This is a genomic window from Flavobacterium sp. LPB0248 (assembly GCF_013388355.1).
Taxonomy (GTDB): Bacteria; Bacteroidota; Bacteroidia; order Flavobacteriales; family Flavobacteriaceae; genus Flavobacterium.
The window spans coordinates 2,598,464-2,615,040 of the sequence record NZ_CP058246.1 but is presented as its reverse complement, the minus strand read 5'-3'; the positions used below and the strand labels follow the sequence as shown (position 1 = coordinate 2,615,040).

At 34.5% G+C, this 16,577-nt stretch carries 16 protein-coding genes; 2 read left to right on the top strand and 14 right to left on the bottom strand.

The annotated features are described in order from the left end of the window. Position 1 precedes the first annotated feature (1 nt). The 9 genes from LPB248_RS10865 to hutH all read right to left on the bottom strand — a co-directional run bounded on the left by LPB248_RS10865 (position 2) and on the right by hutH (position 8,882). Positions 2-430 (bottom strand): hypothetical protein, encoded by a 429-nt coding sequence (locus LPB248_RS10865; protein WP_177211452.1) that lies wholly within the window; start codon positions 428-430, stop codon positions 2-4. Then, positions 430-1,563 carry a beta-ketoacyl-ACP synthase III gene (locus LPB248_RS10860; protein WP_177211451.1) on the bottom strand — a complete coding sequence of 378 codons (1,134 nt, stop codon included), beginning with the start codon at positions 1,561-1,563 and terminating at the stop codon, positions 430-432. Before LPB248_RS10860 ends, LPB248_RS10865 begins: the two co-directional genes overlap by 1 nt. 17 nt (positions 1,564-1,580) lie before the next feature. After that, complete coding sequence (locus tag LPB248_RS10855) at positions 1,581-2,483, bottom strand: dialkylrecorsinol condensing enzyme DarA (RefSeq protein WP_177211450.1); 903 nt, start codon at positions 2,481-2,483, stop codon at positions 1,581-1,583. A gap of 302 nt (positions 2,484-2,785) precedes the next feature. Next, positions 2,786-3,667 (bottom strand): lipid A biosynthesis acyltransferase, encoded by an 882-nt coding sequence (locus LPB248_RS10850; protein WP_177211449.1) that lies wholly within the window; start codon positions 3,665-3,667, stop codon positions 2,786-2,788. Then, entirely contained in the window at positions 3,668-3,922 is a 255-nt protein-coding gene (locus LPB248_RS10845; protein ID WP_177211448.1) for an acyl carrier protein, read from the bottom strand. It abuts the gene before it with no gap. Then, positions 3,915-5,150, bottom strand: coding sequence for a beta-ketoacyl-[acyl-carrier-protein] synthase family protein (locus LPB248_RS10840; protein ID WP_177211447.1), 1,236 nt, complete (start codon positions 5,148-5,150; stop codon positions 3,915-3,917). The genes LPB248_RS10845 and LPB248_RS10840 overlap by 8 nt, the downstream gene beginning before the upstream one ends. An 86-nt stretch (positions 5,151-5,236) precedes the next feature. Continuing rightward, positions 5,237-5,968 (bottom strand): 3-oxoacyl-ACP reductase FabG, encoded by a 732-nt coding sequence (gene fabG, locus LPB248_RS10835; protein ID WP_111378968.1) that lies wholly within the window; start codon positions 5,966-5,968, stop codon positions 5,237-5,239. 95 nt (positions 5,969-6,063) lie between these two features. Beyond that, positions 6,064-7,290 carry a WG repeat-containing protein gene (locus LPB248_RS10830; RefSeq protein ID WP_177211446.1) on the bottom strand — a complete coding sequence of 409 codons (1,227 nt, stop codon included), beginning with the start codon at positions 7,288-7,290 and terminating at the stop codon, positions 6,064-6,066. Between the two features lie 71 nt (positions 7,291-7,361). Continuing rightward, complete coding sequence (gene hutH / locus LPB248_RS10825; RefSeq protein WP_177211445.1) at positions 7,362-8,882, bottom strand: histidine ammonia-lyase; 1,521 nt, start codon at positions 8,880-8,882, stop codon at positions 7,362-7,364. A 101-nt stretch (positions 8,883-8,983) separates the two neighbouring features. Between hutH and LPB248_RS10820 the strand changes: the two genes are divergently transcribed. Then, positions 8,984-10,234 (top strand): NAD(P)/FAD-dependent oxidoreductase, encoded by a 1,251-nt coding sequence (locus LPB248_RS10820; protein ID WP_177211444.1) that lies wholly within the window; start codon positions 8,984-8,986, stop codon positions 10,232-10,234. 221 nt (positions 10,235-10,455) lie between these two features. On the opposite strand, the gene LPB248_RS10815 is transcribed toward LPB248_RS10820, so the two are convergent. The 4 genes from LPB248_RS10815 to LPB248_RS10800 all read right to left on the bottom strand — a co-directional run bounded on the left by LPB248_RS10815 (position 10,456) and on the right by LPB248_RS10800 (position 14,268). Further along, positions 10,456-10,791, bottom strand: coding sequence for an L-rhamnose mutarotase (locus LPB248_RS10815; RefSeq protein WP_177211443.1), 336 nt, complete (start codon positions 10,789-10,791; stop codon positions 10,456-10,458). A 9-nt stretch (positions 10,792-10,800) separates the two neighbouring features. Further along, positions 10,801-11,655, bottom strand: coding sequence for a fumarylacetoacetate hydrolase family protein (locus LPB248_RS10810; protein ID WP_177211442.1), 855 nt, complete (start codon positions 11,653-11,655; stop codon positions 10,801-10,803). Positions 11,656-11,810: 155 nt separating this feature from the next. Continuing rightward, the gene (locus tag LPB248_RS10805; protein WP_177211441.1) at positions 11,811-12,575 is read right to left on the bottom strand and encodes an SDR family NAD(P)-dependent oxidoreductase; all 765 of its coding nucleotides are present in this window, start codon (positions 12,573-12,575) and stop codon (positions 11,811-11,813) included. A 37-nt stretch (positions 12,576-12,612) separates the two neighbouring features. Then, complete coding sequence (locus LPB248_RS10800; RefSeq protein ID WP_177211440.1) at positions 12,613-14,268, bottom strand: UxaA family hydrolase; 1,656 nt, start codon at positions 14,266-14,268, stop codon at positions 12,613-12,615. Positions 14,269-14,440: 172 nt separating this feature from the next. On the opposite strand from LPB248_RS10800, the gene LPB248_RS10795 reads away from it, so the two are divergent. Continuing rightward, on the top strand, positions 14,441-15,337 hold the full coding sequence (locus LPB248_RS10795; RefSeq protein ID WP_177211439.1) for an AraC family transcriptional regulator: 897 nt from the start codon (positions 14,441-14,443) through the stop codon (positions 15,335-15,337). Positions 15,338-15,567: 230 nt separating this feature from the next. Here the strand turns inward: LPB248_RS10795 and LPB248_RS10790 are convergent, their stop codons facing one another. Continuing rightward, on the bottom strand, positions 15,568-16,347 hold the full coding sequence (locus LPB248_RS10790) for an SDR family oxidoreductase (protein WP_177211438.1): 780 nt from the start codon (positions 16,345-16,347) through the stop codon (positions 15,568-15,570). Positions 16,348-16,577 lie beyond the last annotated feature (230 nt).

The following is a 16,577-nucleotide window of genomic DNA, read 5'->3' as shown; positions in this document are numbered from 1 at the left end:
TTTATTTTGCCAAAACGGTTTTCATTTGTCCTCTGGCAATCTCTTCATTATTTAACGTCGTAACAATATCAACCAAAGTGATTCCTGCAAATTCTTGCAGAATTGTAACTTCAGATTGAATAGTATTGTTAAGTTTTGGAAGTTTCTTAATTTCAATTTCTTTAATAGAACCAATATAGCCTGTTGGAGCAACTTCGTTTTTCAAAAAATATTGATATCCTGTATGCAATGCCACAGATTGTGCCATATGTTCTATTAATCCAGCTTCAAGAAAAACATCGTTTGATACAAAAATATTATCATTCTGAATTTCTAAACCAGAAACCAAAGAAGTTTCAGAATAAGAATGCATAGCATCTACCATCACAAAAGGGAACTTTTGAGGCAGTAAATTTTCGACCATTTCTTTTTCTAAAAGCATTGTTTCCATTAACAAACAGTTAAATAGGCATATGCGAAAGAGAATCTTCCGCTTTCTGGAACAGATAATAAAATTTTATCTCCTTTTTTCAAATTTCCTGAATTCATCAATTCTTCAAGAGCCAAGTAAATAGAGGCAGAGCCAACATTTCCAACTCGAGAAAGATTCATGAACCATTTGTCATCGCTCATTCCGATACCTTTTTCATTTAATCCTTTTTTCAATCCTTCAACAAAAAAGTTAGAAGAAACGTGAGGAATAAAATACGTAATATCTTCCGATTTAATATTGTTTTTATCCATGGCGTCTTTCATGCTTTCAGCACCTTTAGACAGGATAAATTCATCTAATAATTTAACGTCTTGTTTTATTGAAAAAACAGATTCGTTTAGCCATTGTTCTGGAGAATAATCGCTCCAGCCTTTAATTTCTCCATTTTCCAATTTATCACCTCCTGCATACATACAGGTTTCTAATTCGTACGCATACGAAAAAGCTTCCATCCATTCGATTTTTAGTGAAATTGGTCCTCTTGGTTTGTTTTCTAATAAGAAAGCACCAGCACCGTCAGATAACATCCAACGTAAGAAATCTTTTTTGAAAGCAATAATAGGTTGTTCTTCAAGGCTTTTTAAATTATCGGCCTCGTGATTGTATTTTTGAGCATTCAGCCAGGTAGAAACTTTTTCTGATCCTGTGCAGATTGCATTTTTTGAATTTCCAGATTTTATAGAAAGAAAACCAAATTTAAGAGAGTTCATTCCGGCACAGCAAACTCCTGTTGAAGAGTTTAATTCTACCGATTTATTTTTTAGCAGACCATGTACCATCGCAGCATGCGAAGGAAGAAAAATGTCGGGAGTTGAGGTCCCACATGAAAGTACTTCTACATCTTGAGGTGTAAAATTTTCGTCGAATAATGGTAAAATGGCATTTTTGGTTAATTCAGCATTGCTGTGAGTGCTTTTTCCTTCTTTATCAACTGCGTAATATCGGCTTGTAATTTTATTATTGCGCAAAATAATGCGTCTTGCTTTAGAAGCAGTATCATTGATAAGGCCTAAGTAGGCTTCCATTTCGTCATTTGAAACGGCTTCGTTTGGCAAATATTTTGCAGCTTTTGTAATATATACTTCAAACATAATTTAAATTTCGTCTTCTAAACTCCCTGATAATATTGAGTTTCCTTTTTTATAGATTTTAACTTAAGCGGATAGGTAATAAGGTGCAATATATACACTATTGGTGAGATTAACCATATCGCAAGGAATAAATAAACATTAAATACTTTAAGCAGCTGTTTTCGGTTTTTTTGGTTTTTATAAATGATATTTGACCATTTATTAAAAATTTTATTGGCCGTTTTGTCAACCGTTACCAGATATGAACTTATTTTTACAGCTCCAGCATCGACTAATTTCGGCTGTAATTGGGCTAAATTATTTTGCTGTAAAGAATCAAGCATGATTTCTCCAAACTGACTAGATTCTTGTATGTCTTTTTCTGAAACTCCAGGAAGCGGAAAAATACCTAAATATTTTTTCTTAACTCCAGAGAACATCCATTCTACAATCGTAATTACACTAATTAAATTTCCAACGCGGTCTACCAAAGCTATGTTTCCAACTAAATTGGCATTGGCTTTTCGCAGCAAAACTTTGATTTTTTCCTGAGCCATGATCCACATATTTCTAGATCCGCTAATGGTAATAACAGGTGTATTGTTTAAAATTTTCTTGGCATCTTCACTTTTCAAAAATGAATTAATCGGAATAGAAGGTGATAAATACCAAACCTGATAATGAAATAATATTAAGTCAAACTTTGTGTTTAAAATTTCTTCAGGAACAGGTTTTAATGCGGTCGGAATCTGTAAAAACGACTCTGGAAAGGCATCAAAAAACGACTCTTTGTTCCAAGGAAAAGGAAAAGGTTTTTCTAATTGTATTTCGTGAAAAGTAAGATTTATTTCGTCTGAATTTAGGAATGGTTTTGCAATATTTTTTGCAATAGATTCCAACTGTCCAGATTGAGTATAATAAATTACGAGAACATTTTTCATTTAGGTTTTTTGGCTTTGGTGGTCAGCAAAAATAAGTAAATTTATTTAAACGAATTTTCTTATTTTGACCAAGGTTTTTTTATTAGCCACGAATTCACGAATTATTCAAAATACAGCTGTTATCAATGATTTTGTTTAAATTATGAATGGCGTTTATTTCACGAATTATCATTCGTGCAAAAGTTATGATTTTACAAAAAATAGATTAATGGAAATTGGTGAAATTCACAGCTAAAATTTCGTTCTAAATAATTAGCGAAAATTCGTGAATTTGTGGCGAAAAAAAAATTGCAGTAAAAAAACTAAGATTTTATATGGTTCCAAAAATCAAAATAATTGAACCATTGTAATGGATAACGATTCAAGATGCTTTCTACACTTTTTACATATTCTTTCAAAAGCGCTTTTTCGTCTCGATGTTTAACTTCGGCTTCTCTTGCGTACAAATGATAATGAAGATTTGGCTCTTTCATTACATAAACAAAAACTACAGGAACTTTTAATCTTGAAGCAATTAAAAACGGACCTGCAGGAAAATTGGCTTCTTTGCCCAAAAGGTTTTCAGAAAGCGATTTGGTTCCTTCAAAATAACGATCGCCTGTAAAGCAGATTAATTCGTTATTGGCCAAAGCCGCATTGATCTCAAATATATGAGAGAGATCTTCTTTGATGATGATGAATTTTACAGTTGGTTTTTGAGAAACGCTTTCTAGATAATTCTTAATGGCAGAATGTTCTAAATCTGTTGTAACAAGATTGATTTGGAAATTAAGATCAATATCTCCCAAAAAATGTTCGGCAATTTCGAAGTTTCCAACATGAGCGCTGATTAAAACACCGCCTTTTTTCTCGGCAAGTAATTTTTTGAGGGTTTCTATTCCGTCAAATTCGTAAGTAAATTTGTTTCGCATTCCTGCCGAAATAGAAACTTTGTCAATAATAGTCTGTCCAAAAGTATAGTAACTTTTGAAAACCATTTTTTTGGATTTGAAATAGGAGTATTGAAGTCTTTCTTTAAAATAATAGAAAATGGCTTTGTTGCTTTTTCTTAAAAATAAAAAATAATAAGAAGCAACAAAATAAAGTAAGACATAAGCAGCTTTGACACCCGCTTTTTGAATTAAAAAAACGAATATTTTATAACCTAATACAGTTCCTTTGGATTTACCATCCCATTGACTCATTTAAGCTGATTTGGCTTTGATTTTAGTTTCGATTAAGTCATAAAAACTTTGAAAATCAGAAATTCCAACAAAATCTGCTTCCACTAGTTTTACACCAAAGTTTGCCTCTATTGAAACGACTAAATCAACATAATCCAGACTGTCTAACCCAAGTGTATCTTTTAAATTAGCATTTGGTTCAATGTCATCACTATCAACTTCAAATTCATCAACTAAAAAACCATTAATTTTTGCTATAATCTCTTCTTTATTCATTGTTCAATTTAAACTTTTTAACCACCAACGCAGAGTTGGTTCCTCCGAAACCGAAAGAATTGGACAAAAATATGTCAAATTTTTTGTTTAACGTAGTTTTAACTAAATTTAATTTTGACGCATCTTCATCTGGGGTTTCCAAATTGATGTTTGGCGCGATAAAATCGTGCTGCATCATTAAGATAGAATAAATGATTTCGCTGGCTCCTGCCATCCAGCATTCGTGGCCAGTCATTGATTTTGTAGAACTTACTGGAGGATTTTTTTCTCCAAAAACTTCAAAAATAGCTTTGGCTTCATTAGCATCTCCAACAGGTGTTGAGGTTGCATGAGCATTTATATATTCAATATCTGATGCTTCTAATTTTGCATCGTCAAGTGCACGTTTCATAGCTGTTGCAGGTCCTTCTACGTTTGGTGTTGAGATATGCCCGCCGTTTGATGAAAATCCGTAACCGCCAATTTCAGCGATAATATTGGCTCCGCGTGCAATAGCAGATTCGTAACTTTCTAAAATTAAAGTTGCGCCACCACCACTCGGAATTAATCCGTCGCGACCAATATCAAAAGGTCTTGACGCTTTTGTCGGATCGCCTTCTCTGTTAGAAAAAACACCTAATCCGTCAAAACTGCTCATGGCATATTTATTAATTTCCTGAGCGCCGCCAGTAATTACAATATCTTGGAAACCACTTTTAATTAAAAAATAAGCCAAACCAATAGAGTGAGATCCGCTGGCACAAGCCGCACTAACGGTAAGATTGATGCCGCGAAGTTTAAAAATTGTAGAAAGATTCATCGTCACCGTAGAATTCATCGACTTAAAAATAGCACCAGAACCAATAAGTGCAGTGTCTTTTTTCTCGCGTACAATATCTGTTGCATCAATGATTGCTTTAGAAACAGAGTCGTTTCCGTACATAATGCCTACTTCGTGTTTGTCAAAAAAGGCATCATCAATGTTAGCATTTTTTAATGCTTCTATAGTTGCCATATAAGCATACTCGGTTTCTTCACCGATGCTCATACGTTGTCTTCGCGTCAATAAATTTTTAAGATCGGCTTTCGGAACCATCCCTGTTAAGGCCGACTGGAAACCAAATTCTTTACGTTCAGAATCAAACTGAATACCAGATTTTCCTTCGTATAACGAATTTTTTACTTCGTCTAAAGAAGTTCCGATACAAGAATAAATTCCCATTCCAGTAATTACAACTCGTCTATTCATCGTCTTTCAAAAGTAATTTTTTATCCTTAAAGTGTAATTTTCTATGTTTAAAAATCCTTAAAATAATCTCGCAAACATAGTATTCTTTAAGAATATATTCCGCCGTTAATATTGATAATTTCTCCTGTAATATAGCTTGCTTTTTTAGAAATCAAAAAGCTTACCAAATCTGCTACTTCTTCGGCTTCTCCAAAACGGTTAACCGGAATAAGTTTTAGTAATTCTTTTTCGTCGAGCTGACTTGTCATATCGGTTCTAATGAAACCTGGAGCAACCGCATTTACAGTAATGTTTCGTTTTGCAACTTCTTGAGCCAAAGCTTTAGTTGCCGCTACAATTGCACCTTTTGCAGCTGAATAATTGGTTTGCCCTGCAGTTCCTTTTACTCCAGAAACCGAAACCATATTTACGATTCGGCCGTATTTATTGCGTAACATTTTTTGAATGAAAAACTGCGTCACATTAAAGAAACCGTTTACGCTAGTATTCATAACGCCGTTCCAGTCTTCTGGTGTCATCCACATAAAAAGGCCATCTTTTGTGATTCCGGCATTGTTTACAATTGCCTCAACCAATTTTTCAGGATTTGCTTCCTGCCAAGCAGTTAAAACATTTTGTACGTTTTCAAAATTAGAAACATCAAAACCTAAAATTTCTCCTGTTGCGCCTAATTTTTGTACTTCTTGTAATGTTTCTTCGGCAGCTGTTTTATTCGAATGATAATTAATCAGAATATGATAATCGGATTCTACGGCCAGTTTTTTACAAATCGCACTTCCAATTCCTCTCGAACCGCCTGTTACTAATACACACTTCATTGATGTAGGGTTTATTTTTTATTCGCCATAAATGAAACCGCTTTATTGTATGCGATTTCATTTATGCAAATGTCTAATTTATTTGGGAATAAATATTATTTCTTTTTTTTCGGTGCTGGTTTTGCAGCTGGTTTTTTTGCAGTTGGCGCTTTGGTTTCCTCTTTTGGTTTTTCGGCAGGAGCTGCAGCTGGCTGAGGTTTTTCTGCACTTTTAGAAAACAGTTCAGCATTTTCAAACCATTGGTTGGCCAAAACTGTTCCGTCTGGTTTTAGAAATCCCCATTTTCCTTCGTTTTTTACTCGGGCAACACCGCCAATAAATCCTTTGTCTTGTTGTAAAAACATTGCAATGATGGCATTCGTAGTGATTCCATATTGAGTTGGAATTACCAGTTTTCCAGATTCATTTATGAATCCCCAATTGCTTTCTTTTACTGGAGCTAAACCGTTTGTGCTAAAAACTTCCGCATCGTTGTAAGTTGGTTCAATCACAAATTTCCCCTCTGGATTAATGAATCCCCATTTTTTTCCAACTAGAACTGGAGCTAAATTTTTTGAGAACGCTTTTCCCTTATCATAAATAGGAAGAATTGCCCAATTTCCTTTTAAATCGATGTATCCGATTTTTCCGTTCTTTTTGGCAAAAGTTAAATCTTGAGTTTCAAAATCCCAGATTTTTTCAGCTCCGTCAACAGGAATAAATTTTCCGCCACTTACCAATCCGAAAGTTTTGTCTTTTCTTGCCCAAGTTGTTCCTTTAAAATAATTTCCAACTTCGGCATAAACTGGTTCAACCAATTCTTTTCCGTTAGTATCAATAATTCCCCAGTTTTTGTTCAGTTCCACTCTCGCGTAACCATTTTCAAAAGGTTTGATCTGATCGTATTTTGGTTCTAAAACAACAGTCATTTTGTTGTTGATTAATCCCACTTTATTGTTTTGTCTGAAGAAAGCAACTCCATCATTAAAATCAAATACTTTGTCAGTAGTTGGCCCTTTTTGGATTTCTCCTTTTGTATTAATGTAAACCCAGTCTTTGTCTTTTTGTACAACTGCAATTCCGTTATTAAAGTCTTTTGCATCTTTGAAATCGGCTGGAATTACCCAAGTTCCTTTGGCATCAATAAATCCCCATTTTCCGCCATTTTCTACAGCAGCCAATCCTTCAGAGAAACTTCTGGCAGATTTGTATTGAGGTTCGATTTTAAAAGATCCGTCTTTAGAAAGGTATCCAATTTTGGAGCTCTTCTTAACTAATGCCAGTTCTTGACTATTAACAAATTGAATACTTGCCAGCAGCAAAAAAATAAGTGTCTTTTTCATGATTTTAAAAATTCAATGTTTAATGATTAAAAAACTAAAACTCTTTGGGGGCATATGTGGTATTTCAATCTCTAACTGTTGATCAAATAATCTTTTACTTTTTGAACAAAAGGATACATTACTTGATCTTCCTTAAATTCTGGAATTATATTTCTGATATCGTCGTACCATTTTTTAGTCGTAGACGAAATCTGATCTTTTTGTTTCAAATAATCAATTGCCTGAACAATTGTGATCAATTCGATCGCTAAAACTTCAAATGAGTTTTCAATAACTTTTGATGTAATCACTGCCGCATTTGTTCCCATACTTACAATATCTTGATTATCGTTGTTGTTTGGAATACTATGCACATACATTGGGTTAGACAACATTTGGTTTTCGGCAGTTGTTGAAGTTGCAACGAATTGAACACCCTGCATTCCGAAATTAAAACCTAATGTTCCTAAGTTTACAAATGGCGGAAGAATCTCGTTGATTTTTGAATTCAATAAATAATTCAATTGACGTTCTGCTAGCATCGTTAATTTTGTAATAACGATTTTCAGTTTATCCATTTCAAGCGAAATATAATCTCCGTGGAAATTTCCGCCGTGGTAAACGTGTTTGTTTTTTACGTCTATAATTGGGTTGTCGTTTGCCGAGTTAAATTCGTCTTCTAGAATAGAAGCTACATTATTTATAGTCTCTAAAACAGGTCCTAAAATTTGAGGAACACAACGTAATGAATAATATTCCTGAACTTTTTCTTTGAAGATTTCTTCGGTGTTTTCACCAGAATATAAATGATCTTCTCTTTTACGGATTAAAGTACTGTCAGAAAGATTTTGTCTCATTCTTTCCGCAACTTCCTGTTGTCCTTTATGACGTTTGGTTTGGTTTAATTCTTCGGAGAAATGATCATCATAAGCTTGAACTAATTCGTTAATTGCACAAGAAGCTTTTAACGACCAGTCTAATAATTTTTTTGCATAATGAACATTTACAACTCCAATTCCTGTCATTACAGAAGTTCCATTGATTAACGCCAAACCTTCTCTAATTTCTACCTGAATCGGTTTTAAACCTTCGATTTCGAAAACTTCTGCAGTTGCTCGTCTTTCGCCTTTGTAGAAAACTTCGCCTTCGCCAATCAAGACTAAAGCTAAATGTGATAATTGTACTAAATCTCCACTAGCACCAACACCACCGTGTTCAAAAATTAAAGGCGTAATATCTCTATTGATTAATTCTGCCATTAAATGAATTACAGAAGAATGAACTCCTGAATTTCCTAAAGAAAGTGTATTTAATCGAGCTAAAATTGCTGCTTTTGCGCACTCTGCATTTAAAGGTTTTCCTGTTCCAGAAGAGTGACTTCTAATTAAATTATATTGCAATTGAATTTGATCAGACTCTTTAATTCTATATTGAGCCATTGGACCAAACCCTGTATTTACACCATATATTACTTTATTTCCTGAGAATTCTTTTAAGAAATTAAAACTTTCGTTTACTCGATTTAAAACCACATCGCTTATGGCAACTTTGCTTTTTCCAAAGATTATGGCTTCAAATTCTGCTAAACTTAGATATTCATTTATTGTATTCATTAAATCGATTTTGGTTGCGCTAATTTAATTTTATTTATCAAAATAAATGTAGTTATTTTGATGATGGCAAATGTAGGTTAATTAATGATAATAATTCTAATATGACAAAGGAGTTTGTTGATGTTTTAGTGATTGGTGCAGGACCATCTGGATGTGTTTCGGCATCTTATCTTTATAAAAACAACGTAAAGGTTAAGGTTGTAGAAAAAACGAAGTTTCCGAGACTTGTAGTAGGCGAAAGCCTTATTCCACGTGTAATGGATCATTTTGCTGAAGCAGAATTGTTTGACGCTCTAGATGCGATGAACTTCGAGAAAAAATTAGGAGCTCGTTTTATCAGAGGAGAAGAAATCTGCAATTTTGATTTTAGCGTAAAATTTGGCGAAGGCTGGGATTGGACTTGGCAAGTTCCTAGAGCTGATTTTGACAATACAATGGCTCAGGAAATTGTTAGAAAAGGAATTGATCTGGAATTTGAAACTGAAGTTTTGGAAGTTTCTTTTGAAGGAAAAAATTCAAAAACTATCGTAAAAGACAAAGACGGAAACCTAAAAGAAATTCACGCTAAATTTATCATCGATTCTAGTGGTTATGGACGTGTTTTGCCAAGACTTTTAGATTTGGATACTCCGTCAAAACTAGATCCGCATTCTTCGATTTTTACGCATGTTAAAGATATTAATAGAGAAGAAGGTGTTGAGGGAACTCAAATTTCATTTGACATTCTGGAAACTCAAGTTTGGCTTTGGGTAATTCCGTTTTCTAACGGAAACACCAGTTTAGGCGTTGTTGGTCCGACAGATTTTATCAATTCTCTTTCTGAAAATAAAGATAATGCAGAGGCTTTGAGAAACGCCATTCAGAAATCGGATTATTATATTAAAAGATTTGCTGGAACAGAGTTTTTATTTGAGCCAGTTAAATTAGAAAATTACTCAAGAGCGGTAAAAAGAATGTACGGAGATGGTTTTGCCTTAACAGGAAACAGCTCAGAATTTTTGGACCCAGTTTTCTCTTCAGGTGTAGCTTTTGCAACCGAATCTGGAATGTTAGCGGCAAAATTATATTTAAAAGAATCACAAGGAATTCCTGTAGATTGGGAAGTGGAATTTACGCAATACATGAAACGCGGAATTGCTGTTTTCACGACTTATGTACAAGAATGGTACACAGGAAATCTTCAGACGTTGTTTTTTCATCAGCCAGAAAATCCTGAAGTAAAAGAGAAAATATGTGCCGTTTTAGCAGGTTATGTTTGGAACGAAGAAAATTCGTTTGTCAAGAAACATGATCACGTAATAGCTAATATGGCGTATTTACTAAATATGCAAAAAGAACAAAGCCCTGAGTAATCAGGGCTTTTTTATTGAAAAACATTTCATTTTTTAGATTCATTCCGTTAGGAATGTCTCATCGGTAGAAATTAAATTTGAATTACGATAATACGTTCCGTAGGAACGTTTGATTGATTGATGTGTATATTATTTCCGTAAATCAGATGTCCCTACAGGACATAATACAAAACGACAATATTTTTTCTACCAACCAGATATTCCTAACGGAATATTATAAATTACAATCCAAAAATCTTATCCATTAAAATCCATTTTTGTCCGGGCTTTGCCCAAGGTAAAGCTTGCTGGAATTTCCACATTAAAGTTTCCCATTCCTGAACTTTTTCATTTTCGGCATCGGCTTTATCTTTTTTCTCAAAAGAAAAATTTTCGTCACCTTCGATGATCATGAAAAGTCTATTTCCTGTGCAGTAAATGTCTAGAACTTCAATTCCAGAATCTTGAATGCTTTTTTTAATTTCTGGCCAGACATTTTCGTGCAGTTCTTTATATTCTGCAATTAAATTGGTGTCATCTTTTAAGTCTAAAGCCAGATAGAATTTTTGAGTTGCCATAATCTAAATTTATCCTTGGTAAGCTACAGCAGTTTGTTTACTTGTGCCTAAGCCTTCAATTCCTAATTCGATTACGTCACCTGCTTTAATGTAAATCGGATCTGGTTTAATTCCTAATCCAACTCCCGGAGGCGTTCCTGTACTGATTACGTCGCCAGGAAGTAATGTCATGAATTGGCTTAAATAATGTACTAAAAATGGAATTTTAAAAATCAAGTTTGAAGTATTACTGTTTTGGAACGTTTTTCCGTTTACAGTCAACCACATCTTTAAGTTATTTACATCACCAATTTCGTCCGGAGTTGCCATAATTGGTCCAAGAGGGGCGAAGGTGTCAGAACCTTTTCCTTTTGCCCATTGTCCGCCACGCTCGATTTGGAATGCTCTTTCGCTGTAATCATTCAAAAGGCAATATCCAGCGATGTAGTTTGGCGCATCTTCTTCAGAAACATAGCTTGCTTTTTTACCTACAACGAAAGCCAATTCCACTTCCCAGTCTGTTTTTTCGCTATTTTTTGGGATAATCAAATTATCATTTGGCCCACATAAAGAAGTGGTTGATTTAAAGAAAATAATTGGTTCTTCTGGAATTGCTGCGCCAGTTTCTTCACAGTGATCTACATAATTTAATCCGATGCAGATAATTTTTGAAGGACGTGCAACAGGCGAACCTAAACGTACTGAATCGCTAACTTCTGGTAATGCAGGATTATTTTTTAAAGCTTCTTCTAATTTTGCTAAACCGTCATTTTCAAAAAAAGCTTCGTTGTAATCTGTAACGATAGACGAAACATCATATCTTTTTTCATTTAGTAAAACTCCTGGTTTTTCCTTTCCTTCTTCTCCAAATCTAATAAGTTTCATATTTTAATTTTTTTAGTAATGTGTGTTTTTTTAGTCACGAATTCACGAATTTTTACAAATCACAATTTGTGAAATTCGCAGTTATTTTTAATTCGCGCAGATTTCACAAAGTTTTTAAATCTTTTTAATTCGTGAATTCGTGGCTATTGCTTTTTTTAGTTGTTCAATTTGATGAATCCTCCATCAATTGGGTAATCTGAACCTGTGATGAAAGACGATTCGTCGCTGCATAAGAATAAAGCTAAAGTTGCAATTTCTTCTGGTTTTCCCATACGGCCGATTGGTTGTGATTGTGATAGTTTTTCGAAAATCTCTTCTTCTTTTCCAGGATAATTTTTAGCGATAAATCCGTCTACGAAAGGCGTGTGAACTCTCGCAGGAGAAATAGAATTACATCTGATTTTATCATTCAAATAATCTTTTGCAACCGATAAAGTCATTGCCATTACAGCTCCTTTTGCCGTAGAATAAGCAAAACGATCTGGAATTCCAACCCAGCACGCAATTGAAGCTAAGTTCAAAATTACACCTCCGCCAGAATTTCTTAACGCCGGAATTGAAGCGTGAAGACAGTTGTAAACTCCTTTTACGTTTACATTCATGATGCGGTCAAAATCAGATTCAGAAGTGGTGTCTACTTTTCCAACGTGAGCAATACCAGCATTGTTTACCAGAATATTAATATTTCCGATTTTTTGAAAAGTTGAATTTACTTGTTCGTGGTTCGAAACATCACAAGCGTGAGCAAAAACAGTTCCTCCATTTGATTTGATTTCTTCAACCGTTTCTTTTGCACTTTCTTCTGTTAATTCTAAAATATGAACTTCAGCTCCTTGTTTAGCAAATAAAACTGAAATCGCTCTTCCAATTCCGCTACCACCGCCAGTGATAATTGCTTTTTTATTTTGTAATGAAAACATTTGATATAAATTTTTATGAGTTGTTTTTAATAGTCTTTTACAAAGATACGCCGCGTTTCCACGGAATAAAATCGTCTTGGTTTAATTGAACCGCTTTCGGAATAATTTCGCCGCTTGCTGCTTTGATGCAGTATTCTAAAATTTCCTCGCCCATTTCCTCAATAGATTTTTCACCACTAATGATTGGTCCACAGTCAATATCGATAATATCTTTCATTCTTGTTGCCAAAACCGAATTTGTTGCTACTTTAATTACAGGGCAAACAGGGTTTCCTGTCGGAGTTCCTAATCCCGTTGTAAATAAAATTAAAGTTGCCCCAGAAGCTGCTTTTCCAGTCGTTGCTTCAACGTCATTTCCTGGCGTACAAACTAAACTTAAACCGGGTTTTGTAACCAATTCGGTATAATCTAAAACATCAACTACGGGAGAAGTTCCGCCTTTTTTTGCTGCTCCAGCACTTTTGATGGCATCCGTAATTAATCCGTCTTTGATATTTCCCGGTGACGGATTCATGTGGAAACCTGAACCCACTTTATGCGCTAGTTCATCATAAGATTCCATTAAATCTATGAATTTTTTCGCCTTATCTTCTGTAATACATCTGTCGATTAAATTTTGCTCTGCACCACATAATTCTGGAAATTCAGCCAAAAGAATTTTTCCGCCTAAAGCTACGACTAAATCAGAAGTATAACCCACAGCAGGATTTGCAGAAACGCCACTGAATCCATCACTTCCACCACATTTTACACCAATACATAAATCGCTTAAAGGAGCATCGGTTCTTTCATATTTATTGATTTCGATTAAACCTTCAAACGTTTTTTTGATGGCATTGGTAATCAAAACTTCTTCGCTTTCTGTCTGTTGCTGTTCAAAAATAAACAACGGTTTATCGAAATCAGGGTTTTGTCTTTTTACATCATTTACAAAATCCTGAACTTGTAAATGCTGGCATCCTAAACTCAAAAGCGTGATTCCGCCCACGTTTGGATGATTCGCATAAGAAGCCAATAAAGCGCTCAAAGTAGAAGCATCCTGACGTGTTCCGCCACAGCCGCCTTGGTGATTTAAGAATTTAATTCCGTCTACATTTTCAAAAACACGTTTGTTTTTTGGTGTCGGATTTAATTCAATATTGATATCGTTAATATCATTTCCGTTCAAATAACCTTCTAGTAATTCGTGTGTAAATTGGTTGTATTTGTCTGTTACAGCATAACCCAATTGCTTGTGTAAAGCTTCTTTGATGACATCAAGATTTCTGTTTTCACAAAATACAGTCGGAATAAAAAGCCAGTAATTTGCTGTTCCAACGCGTCCATCTTTTCTTTTGTAACCTTTGAAAGTTCTGTTTTCGAATTTTGAAACATCAGGTGCGTTCCATTCGTAAGAAGCATTTCTATAGGCATAAGGATCTGCAGCATGTTTTAAGTTTTCGGTCGTCATTAGACTTCCTTTTGCCACATCGTTTTGCACTTTTCCAACCAAAACACCGTACATGTTTACTTCTTCTCCCTGCTTCATGTCCTGCATGTAGAATTTGTGTTTGGCTTTGATGAGGTCTTGTAAAACGTAAGTTTCGCTTTCAAAATGAATCGAATCGCCTTTTTGAAGATCGGTCAAGGCAACCAATACATTATCATCTGGATGTAGTTTTACCACCAGTTTTTTTGTTGTATTCTCTAACATTGTGTTGTTGTTTTTTTTCTTTTTTTTGATGTCACTGCTTTCGTTTTAAAACAATTTAATCCTTTGATTTTGTATAGAATTCGGGCAGTTAACGAAAAATAAAATTAGCTTTTTTACACATTGGTTAATAGTCTAATATTATCCGTATCTAATCTTTAATTATCTTTGCAGTATGAAATTGGAACAAACCAAAATAGCGTCTTATCTCAACACCAAAGTTTCGGTGCTGAATCGTATTGAACCTTTTTTTCAAGCGCCTTTTCATTCGCATCCCGAATTGGAGTTGGTGTATGTAAAAGAGAGTTATGGCAAACGAATTATTGGAAATTCGGTAATGCCTTTTGCACCTGGCGATATGGTTTTTTTAGGTTCTGATATTCCGCATGTGTGGTTAAATGACGAAAAATATTATCAAGGAATTGAAGATTTAAGAGCCAATTCGATTGTCGTGTATTTTCATAAAGATATTTTTGGACCGACTTTTTACGAATTAAAAGAAACTCAAAAAATCAACGAACTTTTTTTTCAGGCTGGAAAGGGAATTTCGATTATCGGAAAAACGAATAAACAGATTGCGAAAAAACTGGAAAAATTAGTTTCTAAAAAAGACTTCGAAGTTATTGTCGGACTTTTTGAGATTTTGTCTATCCTTTCTGAAAGTCAGGATATGATTTATATTAACGACGAAATTTATTCTTTGATGCAGAAGGATTCAAAAGTAGATCGTCTTTCGGAGGTTTTTCAATATGTGAATAAAAATTATAAAAAGAATATTTCGTTAGAAGAAATTGCCGCTGTCGCAAATATGACAAGAACGTCTTTCTGTAGAATGTTCAGAATTAAAACAAAGAAAAATTTTGTGGATTATCTGCACGAAATCCGAATTTCGAATGCCTGTAAATTGTTATTAGAAACCGATAAAAGCATGTCTGAGATTGCGTATGAATGTGGTTATAAAACAGCGTCAAACTTTAATAAACTCTTCAAAAAGGTTAAAGGAATTACGCCTTCCGATTTTAAAAACAATGCGAAGGTGAGTTTTGCCACTCCCGATAGCTATCGGGATTAAAGATTAAAGAGGATTCAAATCTGTTTGAAAAGAAATAGCCACGAATTCACGAATTAAAACAATTCAAAAAAGCTGTGAAAATCTGAATAAAAAACTAGCTAACAATTTCACAAATTAAGGTGATTTAAAAATTTGTGAAATCTGAGTGAAATAAAAAAGTAAGCCACGAATTAATAAATTTATTCTCAACGATTGTCAAAAAATAATTCGTGAATTCGTGGCTAAAAAAATTATATAGAACGATCTAAATGAGTATAACCGCCGTCTACATAAATAATCTGTCCTGTTGTATGGCTTGATTTTTCAGACAATAAGAAAACAACCATATTCGCAATTTCTTCTGCGGTTGTCATTCTGTTTTCTAACGGAATGTTTTTAGTGATTGCAGCCAATTTTTCTTCTTTATTTTCAAAAGTATTGATCCACGTTTCATAAAGTGGTGTGTAACATTCAGCCACGATTACGGCGTTTACACGAATGCTGTATTTTAATAATTCAACCGCCCATTCTCTGGTTAAAGCATTTCTTCCGCCGTTTGAAGCGGCATAAGCTGAGGTTCCACCTTGACCAGTTTCGGCAGTTTTAGAACCGATGTTTACAATCGCTCCTTTCGATTCTTTCAAATACGGAAGAGCATGTTGCGCCATTAAATAATAATGCACTAAATTTTTGTGAAGCGAAGCGGCGAAATCTTCATAATTTCCGTTTTCTAATCCAACGCCATCATTAACTCCAGCATTGTTTACTAATCCGTCAATGCGGCCGAATTTTGCGATTACGGCTTCAACGGCTTTTTTGCAGTCTTCAGGTTTTGTCAAATCGGCGGCAACTTGATGCGCTTCTTTTCCAATGGCTTTTAATTCTTCTACGGCTTTGATGTTATCATTTTCGTTACGTCCAACGATAAACGGAATGGCATTTTCTTCGGCCAGAACCTTAACGATTCCTAAACCGATTCCCTTTGCGCCTCCCGTAACGATAATGATTTTTTTGGTTAATGATAACTGCATGATATTAATATATTATAATTTGAAATTCAGTTTTTTTGCCACAGATTAAAAGCATTACAATGATTCGCTTTAGTTTGTCACCCTGAGCGAAGTCGAAGGGCGTTCCAATTAGACGTGGGCTTCGACTCCGCTCAGCCTGACAAATGGATTATGAAAATCATTTAAATCTAATGCATATATTTTCTATTGACTAGATTTCTTTAAAAAATTTACAGCTGTTGTTCATGACA